Raw genomic sequence first — 253 nt, forward strand, 5'->3', positions numbered from 1 at the left:
CCGGGTGCGGACGGCGCAGGCGGCCGCCGACCGGGAGCAGAAGGTGGCCGCGCGGTCGCACGCGCCCGCGTTCGACGAGGTCGCCGAGCAGGTCGAGGGCCGGCTGGAGCGCGAGCAGGTCCGCCGCTGCCTCGACTCGCTGACCGGGCTCCAACGCGAGTCGGTCACCCTGGCGTACTACCGGGGGTACACCTACCCCGAGGTCGCCGAGGTGCTGGGCACCCCGCTCGGCACCGTCAAGACCCGGATGCGG

General features: G+C 75.5%; 1 protein-coding gene. It reads left to right on the forward strand.

Going from position 1 to position 253, the window contains the following annotated elements; translation table 11 throughout:
- Positions 1–253 (forward strand): sigma factor-like helix-turn-helix DNA-binding protein (locus tag IF01_RS0141025; RefSeq protein ID WP_030398706.1); only part of this gene is annotated, 253 nt, incomplete at both ends.

Origin of the sequence: Kitasatospora purpeofusca (genome assembly GCF_000718025.1) — a bacterium.
In the GTDB taxonomy this organism is placed as follows: domain Bacteria; phylum Actinomycetota; class Actinomycetes; order Streptomycetales; family Streptomycetaceae; genus Kitasatospora; species Kitasatospora purpeofusca.